Origin of the sequence: Aeromonas sp. Y293-4, from assembly GCF_027705905.1 — a bacterium.
Classification (GTDB): domain Bacteria; phylum Pseudomonadota; class Gammaproteobacteria; order Enterobacterales; family Aeromonadaceae; genus Aeromonas; species Aeromonas veronii.
Window position 1 is genome coordinate 60,198 of record NZ_JAPDCI010000013.1, and the last position, 18,108, is coordinate 78,305.

The following is an 18,108-nucleotide window of genomic DNA, read 5'->3' on the forward strand; positions in this document are numbered from 1 at the left end:
GGCAAGATGGTTCAGGCCCGATTGGACTCTTCCCACCCCTGCTTTTTACGGTAAATGGTGGAGGGGCTGATCTCGAGCAGGGCCGCCGCCTTGGGAATATTGCCGTCACAGCTGGCGATGGCCTGTTCGATCACCTCTTTCTCCACCAGCCAGAGCGGACGAATTGGCCCGTTGGCCACCCCGGTGGCGGCCGGAGCCGATGCCACCGCTGCCGCAATCGCAGCCGGCAGCTGGGGACGAACCCCATTGAGTGGTGGCGGCAGAATATCCGGGCTCACCAACTCCTTATCGTTGAGCACCACAATATTGCGCACCACGTTCTGCAGCTCGCGTACGTTGCCAGGCCAGGGGTAGTCAAGCAGCACTCGCGCCGCCTCGACATCGAAATCCTTGAAGCGTTTGTTCTCCTCCTTGGCGTAGCTTTGCAGCAGGGTGCGCGCCAGCAGCAGGATATCCTCACCCCGCTCCCGCAGTGGCGGCAGGGTAAGCGGAATGACGTGGAGCCGATAGTAGAGATCCTCGCGAAAACGGCCCGCTTTCACCTCCACCAGCGGATCCCGGTTGGTGGCGCAGATAAAGCGCACATCCACCGTCTCGAGCTTGCCGCTGCCGACCCGCTGCACTGTGCCGGTCTGGATAAAGCGCAGCAGCTTGCTCTGCAGATCCAGGTCCATCTCGCAGATCTCGTCGAGAAAGAGGGTACCGCCATCGGCCAGACTGGCTGCCCCCTTGCGATCCCCCTGGGCGCCAGTAAAAGAGCCCTTCACATGACCGAAGATCTCGCTCTCCATCAAATCATGGGGAATGGCGGCGCAGTTGAGGGCAATAAAGGGCTGTTCGCTGCGGGGACTGCACTGGTGAATCGCCTCGGCACACACCTCTTTGCCGGTGCCGCTCTCGCCAGTGATAAAGACGGTCGCCTTGCTGGGCGCCGCACTTTCGATGATGCGATAGACCGCCTGCATCGACATGGAGGCGCCGATAAAACCGAAGAAGGAGCTACGCTCGAAGTTCTCCCGATAGTGGGCAACCAGCGAGCTCAACTGCTGATGTTTCAAGGCATTGCGAACGGTGGCGCAGAGCCGCTTGCTGTCAAACGGCTTGGTCAGAAAATCGAAGGCACCGAGGCGCATCGCCTCCACCGCCACATCCACCGAGCCGTGGGCGGTGATCACCACCACAGAGCAGGGTAACTGCTGTTCGGTGATCATCTGCAGAATATCCATACCGGACATATCCGGCAGCTCCAGATCCAGCAGCACCACGGGGGGAGGGCTTGCCAGCAACTGCGCTAACGCCTGCTGACCACAATCGGCCAGCACCACCTCATACCCCTCCTGGCGCAGGTACTGTTCATAGACCACCGCCAGACTACGGGTATCTTCCACCAGCAGGACACGCGATTTATTTTCAGCCACTGGACTCATCCTTGTATTTGATTCTGCGATCTATTTTGCCTTATTTTCGCGCGCAAACCCAACGCCAAGACAGCTCTGTTATCCCGCGATTGCAGGGAATACACAAGTAAAAACGGCTCCTTAAGGAGCCGTTTTTCACTACAAGAAAAGATTACTTCTTGGCATCGTCAGCAGTCGGCTTCTCGATAGCCAGCAGCTCAACGTCAAACACCAGCACGGCATTCGCCGGGATGGAGCCTGCACCATGCTCGCCATAGGCCAGCTTGGACGGCAGGAAGAACTTGAACTTGGAACCAACCGGCATCAGCTGCACACCTTCGGTCCAACCCGGGATAACCTGGTTGAGCGGGAAGGTAGCCGGCTCGCCGCGATCGACGGAGCTGTCGAACTTGGTGCCGTCGGTCAGGGTACCGGTGTAGTGAACCTTGACGATATCGGTAGATTTCGGCTTGGCGCCAGTGCCCATCTTCTCGACCACGTATTGCAGGCCGGATTCAGTGCTCTTCACACCCTCTTTCTTGGCGTTGGCAGCCAGGAACTCTTCGCCCTTCTTCAGATTCTCAACGGCGTCTTTCTCGGCCTTGGCCTTGGTCAGCTCGTTGATCTTGGCGTCGTAATCCTGCAGTACCTTCTGGATCTCTTCATCAGTCATCTTGGCTTCTTTGCCCAGACCGTCAGTCACCCCTTTCAGGATCACGGCGTTGTCCAGTTTGATGCCCAGTTCCTGCTGACGCTCCAGGGTATTGGCGATGTAACGACCCATGGAGAGGCCAATTGCGTAGCCAGATTGCTCTTCAAAGCTCTTGGCTTCGGCCTTGGTCGCCTCTGCCGGCTTGCTGGCTTCTGCCTTCACTTCGGCGGTATTGGCCGCAGCAGGCTTCTCGTCTTTTTGGCAAGCAGTCAGACTGACGGCAACGGCCGCCGCCAACAGGGACACCTTCAGAAATTTGTTCATCAGTTTCTCCAAACTCCAAATACCGCTCTCGGTTCCATCGTGAAATGAGAGGTTTATCGTGATAAGCGCCTTATACTAACGCCGTGATCGCAGGTAACAAAAGCGTGAGACCGCAAAAATGATAAAAAGTGCCATTTATCTGGTGAGCCTCTGTTTAATGCTCACCGGTTGCGAGCAAAGCTCCCAACCCAACCAGCAAATGACCCTCGCCAGCACGGGTCTGCTGACCGCAGATCTCTCCAGTGATGGCAAGCAGGCCATCGTCTCCAGCATCAGCCAGGGCATCATCGTCTGGGATCTGGAACAGAACCGTCAACGCTGGCGCTGGAAGCAATCCGACTCGGCGGAAGATCTGGTATTCATTACCCGTTTTTCCGAAGACAACAGCCATGCAGTCACCGCCACCCCAGACACCTTTGCTACCTGGCGGCTGAACGACGGGCAATCACAAGGCTACTACTCACTTCCTGAATCCAGGCTGAGGGACATCGCGCTCTCGGCCGACGGTCGTTATGTGCTGATAGGTCGGGAAGATGGCAAGGCCGAGTGGCTCGATACCCGAAGCGGCCGTCGTCTGCAGTTTCTGGGGCACACCGAACAGGTCAATACGGTGGATCTCTCCGCCAACGGTCGTTACGCCCTGACCGGCGGCAACGACTATAGCGCCTATCTGTGGGATACCCGCAGCGGGCAGGTAATTTGGCGCTTCAACCATGGTGGCCGGGTGATCATGGCCAGACTGGAGCCGAACGGCCGCTACGCCTTCACCGCCGACAGCAGCCGGGCCAGCATCTGGGATCTGAAAACCGGCAAGGAGGTGAGTCAGCTGCAATATGATCACCGCTTCGAGGTCTACACCAGCGCCCGCTTTGCCAACGATGGCAAGTGGCTCATCACCGGCGCCCCTTCCCGTCAGCTCTCCCTGTGGCAAGTGAGCGATGGTGCCCTGCTGCAGAGCTGGCGCGTCTCGCCGCAACCCAAGGTGAAACCGCCCAGCGCAGTGGTCTACGGCGTCGCTTTGCGCGACAATAGCCACCTTGTCAGTGCCAGCTCCAGTGGTCTGGCCGAAATCTGGACAATCAAGTAAGGACCCGAAGGCCCATGAGTCAGCAACTTAACGATCGCATCGAAACCCTGGAAACCCGTCTCGCCTATGCGGAGTACACCATAGAGCAGCTCAACGACGAGGTAACCACCCAGGGCCGTGAACTCGATCGACTCAAATACCAGATCCAGCTGCTGATCGACAAACTACAAAGCGTACAGCCCAGCCAGATTGCCAGCATGGCCGAAGAGACCCCGCCGCCGCACTATTGATGGGTGTGCAATCAACAAGCTGTCTGCTCAAGACCAATAAAAATCCGAAACCGGCAAAACCGGTTTCGGATTTTTTTCATCCAAATGGCCTGACAGCTGCGACTCGGCGCCTCAGAGTCGGCCCGCGTTAACCTTTGTAGATCTTGGGGTTAAACACATCCCGCAGCCAGTCACCCAGCAGGTTGATGACCAGCACCAGCACCACCAGACAGATACCCGGGAAGGCGGTGATCCACCAGGAGCCGGAGAAGATGTAGTTGAAGCCGACGCTGATAAGCGAACCGAGCGAGGGCTGATCAACCGGCATTCCCAGCCCGAGGAAGGAGAGCGCCGCCTCGCTCATGATGGCGTTGGCCACCTGCACGGTGGAGATCACCAGAATGGGCGACAGGCAGTTGGGCAGAATGTGGCGGAACATGATGCGCGGGGCGCGGAACCCCATCACCTTGGCCGCTTCCACATACTCCTTCTTCTTCTCCGCCAGCACAGAGGCGCGCACAGTACGGGCGTACTGCGGCCACTCTGCAATACCGATGATCACCACCAGCATCATGATGGCGAACTTCGAGTAGAACTCGGAGCCAAAGGTTGCCTGAAAGATGGCGGAGATGATGATCGCCACCATCATGGTGGAGAACGACAGCTGCACGTCAGCAAAGCGCATCAGCAGGTTGTCGATACGACCACCGAAGTAACCGGCAATCAGACCGATGACGATACCAAGCACCAGCTGCAGCGCCACCGCAAACAGGCCGATGGTGAGGGAGATACGGGCGCCATAGAGAATGGTGCTCCAGATATCCCGCCCCTGGTTGTCGGTACCGAGCCAGAAGCGCTCCTCGCCGCCTTCAAGCCAGGAGGGGGGCAACTCGGCATCCATCAGATCAAAACTGGTCTGGTCATAGACGTTGTGCGGGGCGAGCCAGGGCGCCAGCAGCGCCGCCAGCACAAATACCACGAACACCGCAAAACTGAACATGGCTACCTTGTCCCGCAGGAAGTAGTAGACGATGTCGGAATTCTTGAAACGTGCCCAACGGCTTGGGCTTGCAGTTACAGCGTTACTCATGCTTACCCCTTGGCAGTCAGGTTAACGGTCGGGTTGATCAACCCGTAGAGCAGGTCGACCAGGGTATTGGTCACCACGAAGATCAGTCCCACGAAGATGACGTAGGCGGTGATGAGGGGCGTATCGACCCGGTGGATCGCCTCGAGGAACAGGAAGCCGGTGCCCGGCCACTGGAACACGCTCTCGGTCAGGATGGTGTAGGCCACCATGGTGCCGATCTGCACCCCACCGACGGTAATGACCGGCAGCATGGTGTTCTTCAGAGCGTGCTGATAGTAGACCTTGTTGTTATCCAGCCCCTTGGCGCGGGCGAATTTGACGTACTCGGAGGAGAGCTGCTCCAGCATCTCGGAGCGCACCAGCCGGATAAACAGCGGCAGCATGATGGAAGAGAGGGACACCGCCGGCAGGATCAGATGCAGGATACCGTCCCAGGTGAAGAAGCCCGACTCCCAGCCCAGCAGGTTACGGGTCTCGCCGCGGCCATAGGCCGGCAGCCAGCCCAGCTGGATGGAGAAGAGGTACATCAGCATGATGGCGGTCAAAAATACCGGGATCGAGATACCGATACTGCTCCCCGCCATGATGATCTTGGTGGGAATGCTGCGCGGGCGGATCGCCGAATAGACACCGAGTGGAATGGAGACCACCACGATGATGAGCGCGGCGGCAAACACCAGCTCAAGGGTAGCCACCAGCTTGTCGAGGATCACCTCGAGAGCGGGTCGCTTGAAGAAATAGGAGGTGCCCAAATCCCCATGCACCGCATTTTTCAAAAAGCGGCTGTATTTGATGAGGAAGGGATCGTTAAGGCCCATCTTCTCGCGCAACTCGTGACGCTGGGCTTCGGAGACGGATTGTCCCACCAGCTCGCGCAACGGGTCACCCAGGTTGTCCTGGATGGAGAAGGCGACCAGGCTGATGACGAACATCACTATCACGGCCTGATAGAACCGTTTCAGCAGGAATGTAAACATGCTTGTCCTTCTACGTGGCCTGTGTCGTGGCACAGGCTTCTGTTAGTGGGCGGAGTGGCCAGCTGACCACCCCGCCCCGTCCTTCCTTGCGACGTTCTCTTACTTGCTGACCACCAGGTCACCCAGGTAAGGGAAGTTCATCACGTTGACCACTGGCTTGATGTCGACGTTCTTCTTGGCGCCATAGGCCAGATCTTCCCAGTGCAACGGCACGTAGGCAGCATCTTCGATCAGCATGGCTTCGACCTTCTTCAGCATCTCGGCACGCTTGGCCGGATCGGTCTCGGCGTTGGCATCCATCACCAGCTTGTCAGCTTCGGCGTTGGCATAACCGGCGCAGTTGTACTGACCCATACCGGTCTTGGCGTCCTTGGTGAAGGTCAGGAACTCGAAGAAGTTCGCGGTATCTTCGGTGTCGGAGTGCCAGCCGATCAGCTGCATGTCTGCGGCACACTTGTCAAACTCGGGCCAGTACTGGGCCACCGGCATGGTCTTCAGATCCACCTTGATGTTGATCTTGGCCAGCATGGCGGAGACCGCCTGGGCAATCTTGACGTCGTTGACGTAGCGGGCTGCCGGGGAGATGAAGGTCATCTTGAAGCCTTTCTCGTAACCGGCCTCTTTCATCAGCTCCTTGGCCTTGGCCAGATCATACTGGGGTGCCAGCGCCTCGTTGTGACCGGCATAGCCTTTCGGGCTCAGCTGACCAGCAGGGGTACCGAAGCCCTTGTTGATCTTCTCGACAATGCCCACTTGGTTGATGGCGTAGTTGATCGCCTGACGCACGCGCTTGTCTTTCAGTGCCGGGTTGGTGTTCTGGTTCAGCTCGATGATGATGGCGCGGGTACCGGACAGGGTGACCAGCTGGGAGTCCTTGCCATTCTTCACGCGCTCCAGATCGTTGGGCGCAACCGGATAGATCATGTCCACGTCGCCACCCAGCAGGGCTGCAACACGGGTCGCATCTTCCTTGATCGGCACCACGGTCAGGTTCTCAACGTTACCCTTGGAGGCCTTGTCCCAGTAGTTGGCGTTGCGGGCATAATCCAGCTTCACACCCTGCTCGCGGAACTTGACGGTGAACGGGCCAGTACCGGAGACGTGGGTAGAGGCATAGGAGTCGCCGTTTTTGACGATCTCGGCCTTGTCTTTGCCCGCTTCGGTCTTGCCGGTGTAGAACTTGGAGTCCATCGGGAAGATGTAGGTGACGGTCTGCAGCACCAGCGGGAACGGCTTGGCGGTGATCAGATCGACGGTGTAGTCATCTACCTTCTTCACTTCGCTGATGGGATCGAAGATCGCCTTGAAGTCGACGGAGGATTTCAGGCGGTTGACTGTCCACACCACGTCGTCTGCGGTGAAGTCGTTACCGGAGTGGAACTTGACCCCTTTGCGCAGGTGGAAGCGGACAGTCTTGTCATCGACACGCTCGAACTTCTCGGCCAGACGGGGCTCGAACTGCAAGTCCTGGGTGTAACGCATCAGGGGATCGAATACCAGGTGCGACATCTCCAGGGTCTGACCGGAGAGCTGCTCCTGCGGATCCAGCGAAGTGGCGTCAGAAGCGACACCCACCTTGATATCAGCGGCTGAGACACTGAAGGCGAAACCGGCGGCAAACAGCGCCAGGGCAATCTTGGACAATCCTTTCTTCATCTTGTTCTCCATGCTTTTGGCTTTCTTATGACACTTTTTTTGACAAGCAGACCGGCGCACCGGCGCTCTCCTAGCTTGCGATTTCCAGCCCCTCGCGGGACATTCCCTTGAACTCCGGCATGAGGGAGATCAGCTTGCGGCTGTACTCATGCTCGGCATTGGTAAAGAGTTTCTCGGTCTCGGCCACTTCCACCAGATGACCATGCTGCATCACCCCGATGCGGTCGCACATCTGGCGGATCACCGGCAGATCGTGGCTGATAAACAGCATGGTGAGCTTGAGCTCCTGCTGCAGATCCTTGAGCAGGTTGAGGATCTGGGCCTGCACCGACACATCCAGCGCCGAGGTCGGCTCGTCGCAGATGAGGAAGCGCGGGCGAGTGGCCAGGGCGCGGGCAATGGAGATACGCTGGCGCTGGCCGCCGGAGAACTCGTGGGGGTACTTGAGGCCAGCACCACGGCCAAGACCCACGTGATCCAGCAGATCGCCGACAATCCCCTCGATCTGGCTCTCGCTGCTCGCCAGCTGATGGAAGCGGATCGGCTCGGCAATGATGTCGCGCACCTTCATCCGCGGGTTCATCGATGAATAGGGGTTCTGGAACACCATCTGCATCTGGCGACGCAGCGGGCGACGCTCGCGTTCGCTCTTGAGAGCGGTCAGATCGATCCCCTCGAAGAAAATCTTGCCGGTATCAGGCGGATAGAGACCGGTGATGGCGCGGGCACTGGTCGATTTGCCGGAGCCCGACTCCCCCACCAGACCGAAGGTTTCACCCTCGAAGATCTCGAAGCTGATGTTGTTGCAGGCACGCACATACTGGCGGCGGCTCGGGAAGATGGAGTCCTTGGTGACGAACTTCAGATCGACGTTCTCCACCCGCAACAGCGCCCCTTCATAGGCTCGCTCGTCCTGACTCTGGCCGAGCCAGTGGGTCTTGAGGTCGATATTGGTATCCGGCGCACTGGCATCCTCGATATAGGAGACCAGCGGGAAACGCACCAGCTTCACGTCGGAGCGGGGTACCGCCGAGATGAGGCTGCGGGTATAGGGGTGATTGGGGCTGCCCAGCACCTGTTCGGTCAGGCCAAACTCCACCAGATCGCCGCGATACATCACCGCCACCTTGTCGGTAACGTTGGAGACCACGCCCATGTCGTGGGTCACCAGCATGCAGCCCACCTGACGCTCTTTGCAGAGGGCGCGGATAAGCTGGAGGATCTGATCCTGAATGGAGACGTCCAGCGCTGTGGTCGGCTCATCGGCGATGATCAGCTCCGGATCGCAGGAGAGCGCGATGGCGATAACCACCCGCTGACGCATGCCACCGGAGAACTGGTGCGGATACTGTTTGATGCGCAGCTCCGGCTGCGGAATACCCACCGCCCCCATCAGCTCCAGTGCCTTGGCAAAAGCGGCCTCGCGAGAGAGGTCGGTATTGGCCAGAATGGTCTCCACCAGCTGATGCTCAACGGTGAACAGCGGGTTGAGGGAGGTCATGGGGTCCTGGAAGATGAACCCGATACGGGAGCCACGGATGGCCCGCATCTCATTCTGGCTCTTGCCGGAGATGAGCTCGCCATTGAGATAGATATCACCACGGGCGATGCGACCCGGCGGGCTCAGGAGATCGATAACGGCGTTGCCGATGGTGGACTTGCCGGCGCCGGATTCACCGACCACCCCGACAATCTCACCCTTTTCGATAGAGAAAGAGAGATCCTTCACCGCGGCCAGCACCCCGTAGCGGGAGGGGTACTCGATCCGCAAGTTCTTTACTTCGAGCAAGGACATGTTTACCTCTGCGGGGGACATCCGTCCCAAATAATTCGTCCGTAAATTAGCCGCAGATGCCGGTTGTTACCTTGGGCAATATTTGCTCAATCCATGAGGCAGCGAAACCAGCGATCCGGGCGGGTTTTTTGCATTTTTTTGGAATAACCCGCGAGTAACTTAGACGGTTTGACCACGGGTGTAAATGATTGAGTTATACAATTCCGCAATGTTTTGTGCAGATAACCACCAATTCGGCAGAGATAAATGATGATTTTCATCACACAAATGGCCGGTGCGTCCGTACATCTATTGGTATCATTACTTTAATTTCAACAACAACGCAACAAGCAGCATTTATCACTATTTCCAAAACGATCACCAGCCCCGAATGAGTAGTGAATATTTATGTGAAATGGATGATAAACGGCAGCATATGCCGATGAATGAAAATTAAGCAGATATAAATCGGGGGATGCCAGAACGGTCATCCCCCGGAAGATGACTCTCAACCGAGCCAGAATGCCAGTAATTGCATACAAAACAGGGCGATCAGGCCGGCGATCAGATCGTCCAGCATGATGCCCAGACCTCCGTGGATCCGGCGATCAAACCAGGAGATGGGCCAGGGCTTGAGCACATCAAACAACCGGAACAGCGCGAAGCCCGCCACCACCCACTCCCAGCCGGCTGGCGCGGCGATCATGGTGACGCCAAAACCGATCACCTCGTCCCAGACGATGGCGCCGTGATCCGGCATGCCGATGGCATCGGTGGCGCTCTGGCAGATACGGATCCCCACGACAAAACCCACCGCCAGCAAGGCGATAAACCAGTGGGTCGGCAGCCCGCTCACCAGCAGGTAGAGCGGAATGGCCGCCAGGGTGCCCATGGTGCCCGGCGCTTTGGGGCTGAGACCGGAACCAAACCCCACCGCCAAAAAATGAAGCGGATTTTTCAGATCCAGTCGTGTCAGCTCGGGCTTTATCCTGAACAAACTCATGCGAAGTGATCCCACCCTTTCAGTTGCAACTCGACCGCCTGGTCGCCACGCAGGTAGTCGATGCCCGGCTCGCCCGCCACGATGCGGCCGATGCGGCTGAACTTGACCCCGCTGTGGGCCAGCGCCGTATCGAGCGCGCCGCGGTGCTCCTCCGGTACGGTGAAGCAGAGCTCGTAGTCATCGCCACCGGCCAGCGCCAATTGCCACGCCTCCTGCTCGCTCACCGCATCCTGCAACACCGGCGAGAGCGGCAGCAGATCGAGATCGATCTGGGCCCGCACGCCGGAGGCCTTGAGGATATGGCCGAGATCCGATGCCAGCCCATCGGAGAGATCCAGCGCACTGCCCGCCAGCCCGCGCAGCGCCTGACCGGCCAGAATGCGGGGATGGGGGTGGTCGAGCCGTGGCAGCACGGCTGCCAGCTGGTTCTCGTTGAGGGTGCGTTTGCCCAGCAGGTGGGAAAGCGCCAGCGCTGCATCACCCAGAGTGCCGGTCACATAGATGCCGTCACCGGCTTTGGCGCCGCTGCGCATCAGGGCGCGACCGGCAGGCACCGACCCCTTCACCGAGATGGTGATGGAGAGCGGCCCGCGGGTCATATCCCCGCCCACCAGCGCCACATTGTAATACTCGGCCAGCTCCAGGAACCCTTCGGCAAAACCGGCGACCCAGCCTTCGTTGATGGCAGGCAGGGTCAGTGCCAGCGACACCCAGCGCGGCTCGGCCCCCATGGCGGCGAGATCGGAGAGATTGACCGCCAGCGCCTTGTAGCCGAGATCCACCGGATCCATGTCGGGAAAGAAGTGTACGCCGCTCACCAGAGTGTCGGTGCTCACCGCCAGCTGGGTATCGGGGGGCAGGGTCAGCAGGGCACAGTCATCTCCGGGGCCCATCACCACATCCTTGCGGGCGTGGGGGACCTTGAAGTACTTATCAATCAGCTCAAATTCACCCATACAGTAAAAAGCCAGCAATAAGCTGGCTCCTCTCTTAGATGCTGACGGACAGCAGGATCAACGCTTGTTCAGCGACTTGATCACCTTGTCCAGTACACCGTTGACAAACTTGTGGCTGTCATCGGCAGCAAAAGCTTTGGCCAGCTCGATCGCTTCGTTGATGACCACGCGCGGCGGTACATCATCACGACGGGTCAGCTCGTAGGTCGCCAGACGCAGGATCGCCTTGTCCACCATGTCCACTTCTTCCAGCGGACGGGAGAGGAAAGGTGCAAACACCTTGTCCAGCTCGCTGCAGTGGAGGGCTACCCCGAACAGCAGATCGCGGAAATAGTTCAGGTCTACACCCTTGGTGTCCTGATCGATCTTGAACTGCTCTTCGATGTCACCCACGTTAGCCTTGGTCATCTGCCACTGGTAGATGGCCTGTGTGGCGCAATGGCGGGCTTTACGGCGCTCAGACGGTTTCAATGTACTTCTCCTCGTTACACGTCCAGTTCTTTCAGGACGTTGATCATTTCGAGCGCTGCCAGTGCAGCCTCTGCACCCTTGTTACCCGCCTTGGTACCTGCACGCTCGATGGCTTGTTCAATGTTTTCAGTGGTCAGCACACCGAAGGCAACGGGAATTTCATATTCCATCATTACCTGGGCCATGCCCTTGCTGTTCTCGTTTGCCACCAGGTCGAAGTGGTAGGTGCCGCCACGGATGACAGTACCGACCGCCACGATGGCGTCGTATTGACCACTCTTGGCCAGCTTCTTGATGACCAATGGCATTTCAACCGCGCCCGGCACTTTTACCAGTGTCAGGTTGCTGTCCTGCACTTGACCTTGACGCTTCAGTACGTCCACCGCGCCGTTCACCAGACTGTCGTTGATGAAGCTGTTGAAACGGGCAACAACAATAGCAACGCGCGCCTCAGGAGCGGCGATATTTCCTTCGATAACCTTCATTGGAAATCCTGTATCTGTGCAATCAAAAGGGCCGGAGTCAAAAGTGCGCACATTCTAGCACAACAGACCCACGACAAAAACCATGGCCGCAATAGACGGCCATGATCGCGATGTAACCAGTCCGGCGCACTTGCTCGCCGGTAAATTCCACGACTTCCAGACCGAAACCGCCCGGAAGGGGATGGTACTTCTCTGGTGGAACTTTACTCGCCTACGTATTCAACCACTTCCAGACCGAAACCACCCGGAAGGGGATGGTACTTCTCTGGTGGAGCTTTACTCGCCGACGTACTCAACCACTTCCAGACCGAAACCGCCCGGAAGAGGATGGTACTTCTCTGGTGGAACTTTACTCGCCGATGTACTCAACCACTTCCAGACCAAAACCGCCGAGGGCATGGTACTTCTTCGGCGAGCTCAACAGGCGCATCTTGCTCACGCCGAGCGCCTTGAGGATCTGGGAGCCCACGCCAACCCGGCGCGAGGTGCCCTGCCACTTGGCTCCTTCCGGTGCTAGCCCCTTGTCGGCGGCTTCAAAACCTTTGACCCTAGCCAGCAGCTCGGCGCCATGGGATTCCGCCCCCAAAATCACCAGCACGCCGCCTTCGTCGGCGATGCGGGCCATGGATTTGGGCAGCGGCCAGCTGCGGGCCGCATGACGGTCGGTCAACAGCAGATCGCTCAGCACATCGTGCAGATGGACGCGCACCAGGGTCGGCTGGTCGGCCTGCACCTCACCCTTTTTCAGGGCGAAGTGAACCTGATTGTCGATGGTGTCGCGGAAGGTGATGAGGTCAAACTCGCCAAACTCGGTGGGCAGCTTGCACTCGGCCACCTTCTCGACCGTGGTCTCGTGCTGGTTGCGGTACTCGATAAGATCGGCGATGGTGCCAAGCTTGATGCCGTGCTCCTCGGCGAACACCTCCAGATCCGGACGGCGCGCCATGGTGCCATCCTCGTTGAGGATCTCGACGATGACGGCGGCAGGCTCGAAACCGGCCAGACGGGCCAGATCGCAACCGGCTTCGGTGTGGCCGGCACGGGTCAGCACGCCGCCATCCTGCGCCATCAGCGGGAAGATGTGGCCTGGCTGCACCAGATCGGCCGCCTTGGCATTGGGCGCCACTGCCGCCTGCACGGTCACCGCGCGATCGGCGGCTGAGATACCTGTGGTCACCCCTTCTGCCGCTTCGATGGAGACAGTAAAGGCGGTGGAAAACTGGGCATTGTTGCGATCCACCATCAGCGGCAGCGCCAATTGCTTGCAGCGATCCCGGGTCAGGGTCAAGCAGATGAGGCCACGGCCGTAGCGTGCCATGAAGTTGATATCCTCCGGACGGACGCAGGAGGCGGCCATGATGAGGTCCCCTTCGTTCTCCCTGTCTTCGTCATCCATCAGGATCACCATCTTGCCAGCCTTGATATCGGCAATGATTTCCTGGGTTGTGCTCAGCGCCATGGGCTACTCCATCAGTGTGCTTGGGGGTTGAGCCAGCAGGCTCAACGCAAATGCGAGTGTATGTTGCTCTAGATTGGGGCTAGCGGCTCCATTTCAATCAGAGCGGGATCACAGAAAATCGTTTTGGGGGCCAGATTCAGCGTTCACCGTCAGAGAAAACCGGCCTTGGCCAGGGTCTCCATGGTCAGGGTCGAGGCGCTGCTCTCCTGACTCTTGCCCATCATCAGCCGCTCCAGATAGCGGGCGATCTGATCCACCTCGAGGTTGACCTTGTGGCCCGGCTTCCAGCTGGCGATGGTGGTCTCCTGGGCGGTGTGGGGCACGATCGTCAAGCGGAAAAGGTCCCCCTGCACCGCGTTGACGGTGAGGCTGATGCCATCCACCGCAATGGAGCCTTTCTCGGCGATATAGCGGGAGAGCTCGCCCGGCGCCTTGATCCAGTACTCGATGGCGCGGCCGCTGCTGGAGACGCTTTTCACCTCCCCTACCCCGTCTACGTGGCCGGAGACCAGATGACCGCCGAGGTGGGAGGTGGGCATCAGCGCCTTCTCGAGGTTGACCCGATCGCCCACTCTGGCGGCGGCAAAACCGGTACGGGAGAGGGTTTCCAGCGACACATCTGCGGTATAGCTCTTGTCGCCCAGCGCCACCACGGTGAGGCAGACGCCGTTGGTGGCGATGGAGTCGCCCAGTTTGACGTCACTAAAATCCAGACCTGGTGCGTGGACGGTGAGGGCCATGTCATCGCCCTGACGGCGCAGCTCGGCTAGGGTTCCCACCGCTTCGATAATTCCGGTAAACATGCAGATCACCTTGCTGATGATGGGGGCTGATTATGCCCCCTTGAACATTGATAAATCAGGCTATTTTGGCGGTAATGCGAATATCCGGCCCCACCATGCGTACATCCTTGATAGCGAGCTTGGGGGCCTGGAACAGCCGGGTCAGACCCGGCAGATGGAACAGGCCGCGCCCTTCGTCACCCATCAGTTTGGGTGCCTGATAGAGCACCAGCTCATCCACCAGCCCTTTTTCCAGCAGAGCGCCGCACAGCCGCGGCCCCGACTCGACCAGTACCGAGTTGACGTTCTGCTTGGCCAACAGCATGAAGAGGCTGACCAGATCCAGCTTGCCATCCAGCAGCGGCAGCTCCAGCTGCTGCACCCACTCGGGCCACTCGCCGGACGCCTTGTGACGGGCCAGCAGCACCGGGCTCTCGCTCTGGAACAGCGGCAAGTCGGGAGTGAGGCGGTTTTGCGAATCGACGATGACTCGCAGCGGCTGGCGCAGGGTCTCTTTGGGATAACTTGCCTTGACCGAGGGGGGCAGCTCGTCCCAGCGCACGGTCAGGGAAGCGCCATCGGCCAGCACGGTTTCGGCGCTGGAGAGCACCGCATCGTGGCGGGCCCGCAGTCGCTGCACGTCGCGGCGCGCATCCGGGGAGGTGATCCACTGGCTCTCGCCGCTCGCCATGGCGGTGCGGCCATCGAGGCTGGCCCCCAGCTTGACGGTCACTCGCGGGAAGGCGGTACGCATCCGCTTGAAAAAGCCCGGGTTGAGCGCTTCGGCTTCACTCGCCAACAGGCCGAAATCTGTCTTGATCCCCGCTTCGGAAAGCATACGCAGGCCACGCCCACCCACCTGGGGATTGGGATCGACCATGGCCGCCACCACCCGCGCGACGCCAGCATTGATCAGCGCCTCGGCGCAGGGGGGAGTACGACCGTGATGGGAGCAGGGTTCGAGGGTTACATAGGCGGTAGCGCCACGGGCGTTGTCACCGGCGGCGCGCAGGGCGTAAACCTCGGCATGGGGCTCGCCCGCCTTTTGATGCCACCCTTCGCCAACCACCACGCCATCTTTGACCAGCACGGCGCCGACGCAGGGGTTGGGGGCCGTGGTGTAGCGGCCGCGGCGGGCCAGTTCGAGGGCCCGACTCATCCATTGGTAATCATCTTGACTAAACATTCGGGCTCCTTTGACAACACATCTCGACTTTACGCAGTATCGTAGGTTCGATTAGCGCAGCGTAATCGGACGCGGCAACATGGGTGAGCATGGAGGTTTACTTCTCCAGCTTGGCAATCTCTTCGCCGAACTCGCGAATATCTTCGAAGCTGCGATAGACGGAGGCAAAGCGGATATAGGCCACCTTGTCCAGACTCTTGAGCTCATCCATCACCAGATTGCCTACCAGCTCGGAGGCGACTTCGCGCTCGCCGGTGGCACGCAGGCGGGATTTGATATGGTTGACCGCTTTTTCGATGGCCTCCATGCTCACCGGCCGCTTCTCCAGCGCCCGCAGGATGCCGGCGCGCAGCTTGTCTTCGTTGAACGGCTCGCGGGAGCCGTTGGACTTGATGACGCGGGGCATCACCAGCTCGGCCATCTCGAAGGTGGTAAAACGCTCGTGACAGAGCAGACACTCACGACGGCGGCGCACCTGATGGCCTTCTGCCACCAGACGGGAATCGATCACCTTGGTATCAACCGCACTACAGAATGGGCAATGCATCGGACCTCCGGCGTTAATGGAACAGGGACCGGCCCGGCGGGCCAGGATCTAGGTCGGCCAGTGTAGCACGGCCATCCAAAACCGGTAAAAGCCAGAAAAAACAATGCCACCCGCAGGTGGCATTGGTCTCAAACCGGATGGTCTGACTTATCAGCCATAGACCGGGAAGCGGCGGCAGATATCCAGCACCTTCTCGCGTACGGTGGCCAGCACGGCATCGTTATCGTGGTTGTCCAGTACGTCGCAGATCCAGTGGGTCAGCTCGATGGACTCGGCCTCCTTGAAACCACGGCGGGTGATGGCCGGGGTACCAATCCGTACACCGGAGGTGACGAACGGGGAGCGCGGATCGTTCGGCACGGAGTTCTTGTTGACGGTGATGTTGGCTTTGCCCAGCGCAGCGTCAGCATCCTTACCGGTCAGCTCGCGGCCGATCAGGTCAACCAGCATCAGATGGTTGTCGGTACCGCCGGAGACGATCTTGTAACCGCGCTCGATAAAGGTGGCGGCCATCGCCTTGGCGTTTTTCACGACCTGAGCCTGATAGGTCTTGAACTCGGGCTCCAGCGCCTCTTTGAAGGCAACGGCTTTACCGGCGATGACGTGCATCAGCGGGCCACCCTGACCACCCGGGAAGACGGCAGAGTTGAGCTTCTTGTAGAGCTCCTCGTCGTCAGCGGCGGAGAGGATCAGACCACCACGCGGACCGGCCAGGGTCTTGTGGGTGGTGGAGGTGACCACGTGAGCGTGGGGAACCGGGTTCGGGTAGACGCCAGCGGCAATCAGACCCGCCACGTGGGCCATGTCGACGAACAGGTAGGCACCGACCTTGTCGGCGATTTCGCGCATGCGGGCCCAGTCAACGATGCCGGAGTAGGCAGAGAAGCCACCGATCATCATCTTCGGCTTGTGCTCGACAGCCTGACGTTCCATGTCGTCGTAGTCGATCTTGCCGGACTCATCGATACCGTAAGGCACGATGTTGTAGAGCTTGCCGGAGAAGTTGACCGGAGAGCCGTGGGTCAGGTGACCGCCGTGTGCCAGGTTCATACCCAGTACGGTGTCGCCCGGCTGCAGCAGAGCCATGTAAACGGCGCTGTTGGCCTGGGAGCCGGAGTGCGGCTGCACGTTGGCGTAAGTGGCACCGAAAAGCTCTTTGGCGCGCTCGATGGCCAGGGTTTCGACCACATCCACATACTCGCAACCACCGTAGTAACGCTTGGAGGGGTAACCTTCGGCGTACTTGTTGGTCAGCTGGGAGCCCTGGGCTTCCATGACACGGGGGCTGGTGTAGTTCTCAGACGCAATCAGCTCGATATGCTCTTCCTGACGACGGGTTTCGTCTGTGATGGCCTGCCACAATTGCGGATCATAATTGGCGATGGTCATGTCACGTTTCAACATCCGTTTCTCTCCTGAAAATCGTTTGCGCGTTAGGTGAAGTGGGCGCGGGCATTGTAACGTGAGCTGGATCAAAGAGACAGTCCAACCACCTAAAATAATGTTGAATTTATGTTGTAAAAAGCAAGATTCCCTCCCCGTTCAATACCCTGGCTGCTCCGCCAAACGGCACATTTTTCATCCCGCTGCGGGCGGGCAAAACCCGAAGGGGATCACAACGCCCTCTTTATCCATCCTGTAACATATTCATTCGAAACAAATTTAATGATGATGGAGCTGATTGCAGCCATGCATCCGAGGGGCTGCACCTAACCGGAGGAGTTCAAGATGGACCATCTGCTGACATTCGTGATCCTGGCGGTCTTTTTTCTGTTCTACTGGGTCTACTACACCAGCCAACGCAAACATCTCCCCACCACCTCGTGGGAGCAACTCCCCACCAAAGCCGAATATCTGGCGGCCCACCCTGAATCAGTCGATGGCGATATCATCTTCTGTTATCACTGCGGCCACCACGAGTTGCTGGAGGTAGGAATGGTGCACCTGACCGATTTTCGCCGGGAATGGGTCTGTGCCAAGTGCAAGCAGGTGCTGTTTCGGGAGATCGAATAACAGCGCAGGGGCTGGCCCCCTCCCTAAACGTTGTGCATCG

Annotated in this window: 18 protein-coding genes; 3 read left to right on the forward strand and 15 right to left on the reverse strand. The window is 59.0% G+C overall.

Features of this window, described 5'->3' with window-relative positions:
• Positions 1-11 precede the first annotated feature (11 nt).
• Together OKC31_RS14925 and fkpA are read right to left on the reverse strand one after the other, a co-directional pair.
• Positions 12-1,418, reverse strand: a complete 1,407-nt coding sequence (locus OKC31_RS14925; RefSeq protein ID WP_005348258.1) for a sigma-54-dependent transcriptional regulator — start codon at positions 1,416-1,418, stop codon at positions 12-14.
• 151 nt (positions 1,419-1,569) lie between these two features.
• Positions 1,570-2,373 (reverse strand): FKBP-type peptidyl-prolyl cis-trans isomerase, encoded by an 804-nt coding sequence (gene fkpA, locus OKC31_RS14930; protein WP_257696675.1) that lies wholly within the window; start codon positions 2,371-2,373, stop codon positions 1,570-1,572.
• 118 nt (positions 2,374-2,491) lie between these two features.
• Here fkpA and OKC31_RS14935 point away from each other — a divergent pair, with 118 nt between their 5' ends.
• Both OKC31_RS14935 and OKC31_RS14940 read left to right on the forward strand, forming a co-directional pair.
• Positions 2,492-3,460, forward strand: a complete 969-nt coding sequence (locus OKC31_RS14935; protein ID WP_257696674.1) for a hypothetical protein — start codon at positions 2,492-2,494, stop codon at positions 3,458-3,460.
• Positions 3,461-3,474: 14 nt separating this feature from the next.
• Positions 3,475-3,690, forward strand: a complete 216-nt coding sequence (locus OKC31_RS14940) for a SlyX family protein (RefSeq protein WP_005335285.1) — start codon at positions 3,475-3,477, stop codon at positions 3,688-3,690.
• Positions 3,691-3,817: 127 nt separating this feature from the next.
• Here OKC31_RS14940 and OKC31_RS14945 read toward each other — a convergent pair whose 3' ends face one another.
• The 13 genes from OKC31_RS14945 to glyA form a co-directional block, all read right to left on the reverse strand.
• Entirely contained in the window at positions 3,818-4,759 is a 942-nt protein-coding gene (locus OKC31_RS14945) for an ABC transporter permease (protein WP_040068611.1), read from the reverse strand.
• Between the two features lie 2 nt (positions 4,760-4,761).
• Positions 4,762-5,736, reverse strand: coding sequence for an ABC transporter permease (locus OKC31_RS14950; RefSeq protein ID WP_005349514.1), 975 nt, complete (start codon positions 5,734-5,736; stop codon positions 4,762-4,764).
• Positions 5,737-5,835: 99 nt separating this feature from the next.
• A complete protein-coding gene (locus OKC31_RS14955; protein ID WP_201905711.1) occupies positions 5,836-7,392 on the reverse strand; it encodes an ABC transporter substrate-binding protein in 1,557 nt (518 codons plus the stop codon).
• Between the two features lie 70 nt (positions 7,393-7,462).
• A complete protein-coding gene (locus OKC31_RS14960; protein WP_270657118.1) occupies positions 7,463-9,187 on the reverse strand; it encodes a dipeptide ABC transporter ATP-binding protein in 1,725 nt (574 codons plus the stop codon).
• 487 nt (positions 9,188-9,674) lie between these two features.
• On the reverse strand, positions 9,675-10,169 hold the full coding sequence (locus OKC31_RS14965; protein WP_160881823.1) for a phosphatidylglycerophosphatase A family protein: 495 nt from the start codon (positions 10,167-10,169) through the stop codon (positions 9,675-9,677).
• Positions 10,166-11,125 carry a thiamine-phosphate kinase gene (gene thiL / locus OKC31_RS14970; protein WP_026034998.1) on the reverse strand — a complete coding sequence of 320 codons (960 nt, stop codon included), beginning with the start codon at positions 11,123-11,125 and terminating at the stop codon, positions 10,166-10,168. Before thiL ends, OKC31_RS14965 begins: the two co-directional genes overlap by 4 nt.
• Before the next feature lie 57 nt (positions 11,126-11,182).
• On the reverse strand, positions 11,183-11,596 hold the full coding sequence (nusB, locus tag OKC31_RS14975) for a transcription antitermination factor NusB (RefSeq protein ID WP_005343514.1): 414 nt from the start codon (positions 11,594-11,596) through the stop codon (positions 11,183-11,185).
• A gap of 14 nt (positions 11,597-11,610) precedes the next feature.
• Positions 11,611-12,081 carry a 6,7-dimethyl-8-ribityllumazine synthase gene (ribH, locus tag OKC31_RS14980; RefSeq protein ID WP_005338866.1) on the reverse strand — a complete coding sequence of 157 codons (471 nt, stop codon included), beginning with the start codon at positions 12,079-12,081 and terminating at the stop codon, positions 11,611-11,613.
• Between the two features lie 349 nt (positions 12,082-12,430).
• Positions 12,431-13,540 carry a bifunctional 3,4-dihydroxy-2-butanone-4-phosphate synthase/GTP cyclohydrolase II gene (ribBA, locus tag OKC31_RS14985; protein ID WP_021230382.1) on the reverse strand — a complete coding sequence of 370 codons (1,110 nt, stop codon included), beginning with the start codon at positions 13,538-13,540 and terminating at the stop codon, positions 12,431-12,433.
• A gap of 149 nt (positions 13,541-13,689) precedes the next feature.
• Positions 13,690-14,343 carry a riboflavin synthase gene (locus OKC31_RS14990; protein ID WP_247823989.1) on the reverse strand — a complete coding sequence of 218 codons (654 nt, stop codon included), beginning with the start codon at positions 14,341-14,343 and terminating at the stop codon, positions 13,690-13,692.
• Positions 14,344-14,398: 55 nt separating this feature from the next.
• Positions 14,399-15,508, reverse strand: coding sequence for a bifunctional diaminohydroxyphosphoribosylaminopyrimidine deaminase/5-amino-6-(5-phosphoribosylamino)uracil reductase RibD (gene ribD, locus OKC31_RS14995; protein ID WP_201938299.1), 1,110 nt, complete (start codon positions 15,506-15,508; stop codon positions 14,399-14,401).
• A 97-nt stretch (positions 15,509-15,605) separates the two neighbouring features.
• Positions 15,606-16,055, reverse strand: a complete 450-nt coding sequence (gene nrdR / locus OKC31_RS15000; RefSeq protein WP_005338880.1) for a transcriptional regulator NrdR — start codon at positions 16,053-16,055, stop codon at positions 15,606-15,608.
• 150 nt (positions 16,056-16,205) lie between these two features.
• Complete coding sequence (glyA, locus tag OKC31_RS15005; RefSeq protein ID WP_005338884.1) at positions 16,206-17,459, reverse strand: serine hydroxymethyltransferase; 1,254 nt, start codon at positions 17,457-17,459, stop codon at positions 16,206-16,208.
• 324 nt (positions 17,460-17,783) lie between these two features.
• Between glyA and OKC31_RS15010 the strand changes: the two genes are divergently transcribed.
• A complete protein-coding gene (locus tag OKC31_RS15010; RefSeq protein ID WP_100646668.1) occupies positions 17,784-18,068 on the forward strand; it encodes a hypothetical protein in 285 nt (94 codons plus the stop codon).
• Positions 18,069-18,108 lie beyond the last annotated feature (40 nt).